This is a genomic window from Pseudomonas fluorescens (assembly GCF_041354075.1).
GTDB lineage: Bacteria > Pseudomonadota > Gammaproteobacteria > Pseudomonadales > Pseudomonadaceae > Aquipseudomonas > Aquipseudomonas fluorescens_CE.
The window spans coordinates 1-415 of the sequence record NZ_JARZGC010000056.1 but is presented as its reverse complement, the minus strand read 5'-3'; the positions used below and the strand labels follow the sequence as shown (position 1 = coordinate 415).

The window sequence follows — 415 nt, the reverse complement described above, 5'->3', positions numbered from 1 at the left end:
GCGTGGACCTGTTGTTCTGGGCCCTGGTGCTGGTGGTCGTGGGTTCCTACACCGGCAACTTCCTCGCCATCGCGCAATTGATGCCCGCTGAGTGGAGTTTCTGGCTCGGTCACCAAGGCTACGAGTACGTCGACCTCGGCCGGCTGTGGCAGATCGCCAAGTTCGCCGGCATCGTGTTCTGGCTGGTGCTGATGCTGCGCGCGATGGTGCCGGCCCTGCGCCAGCCCGGCGACAAGAACCTGCTGGCGCTATTGGCCTGTTCGGTGATTGCCATCGGCCTGTTCTATGGCGCGGGCCTGTTCTACGGCGAGCGCACCAACCTGTCGGTCATGGAGTACTGGCGCTGGTGGGTCGTGCATCTGTGGGTCGAAGGCTTCTTCGAAGTGTTCGCCACCACCGCGCTGGCGTTCATCTT

General features: G+C 63.4%; 1 pseudogene. It reads left to right on the top strand.

From position 1 onward, the window contains the following. Positions 1-415 (top strand): annotated as a pseudogene (locus QIW53_RS27235) (nitric-oxide reductase large subunit); the annotation flags it as partial.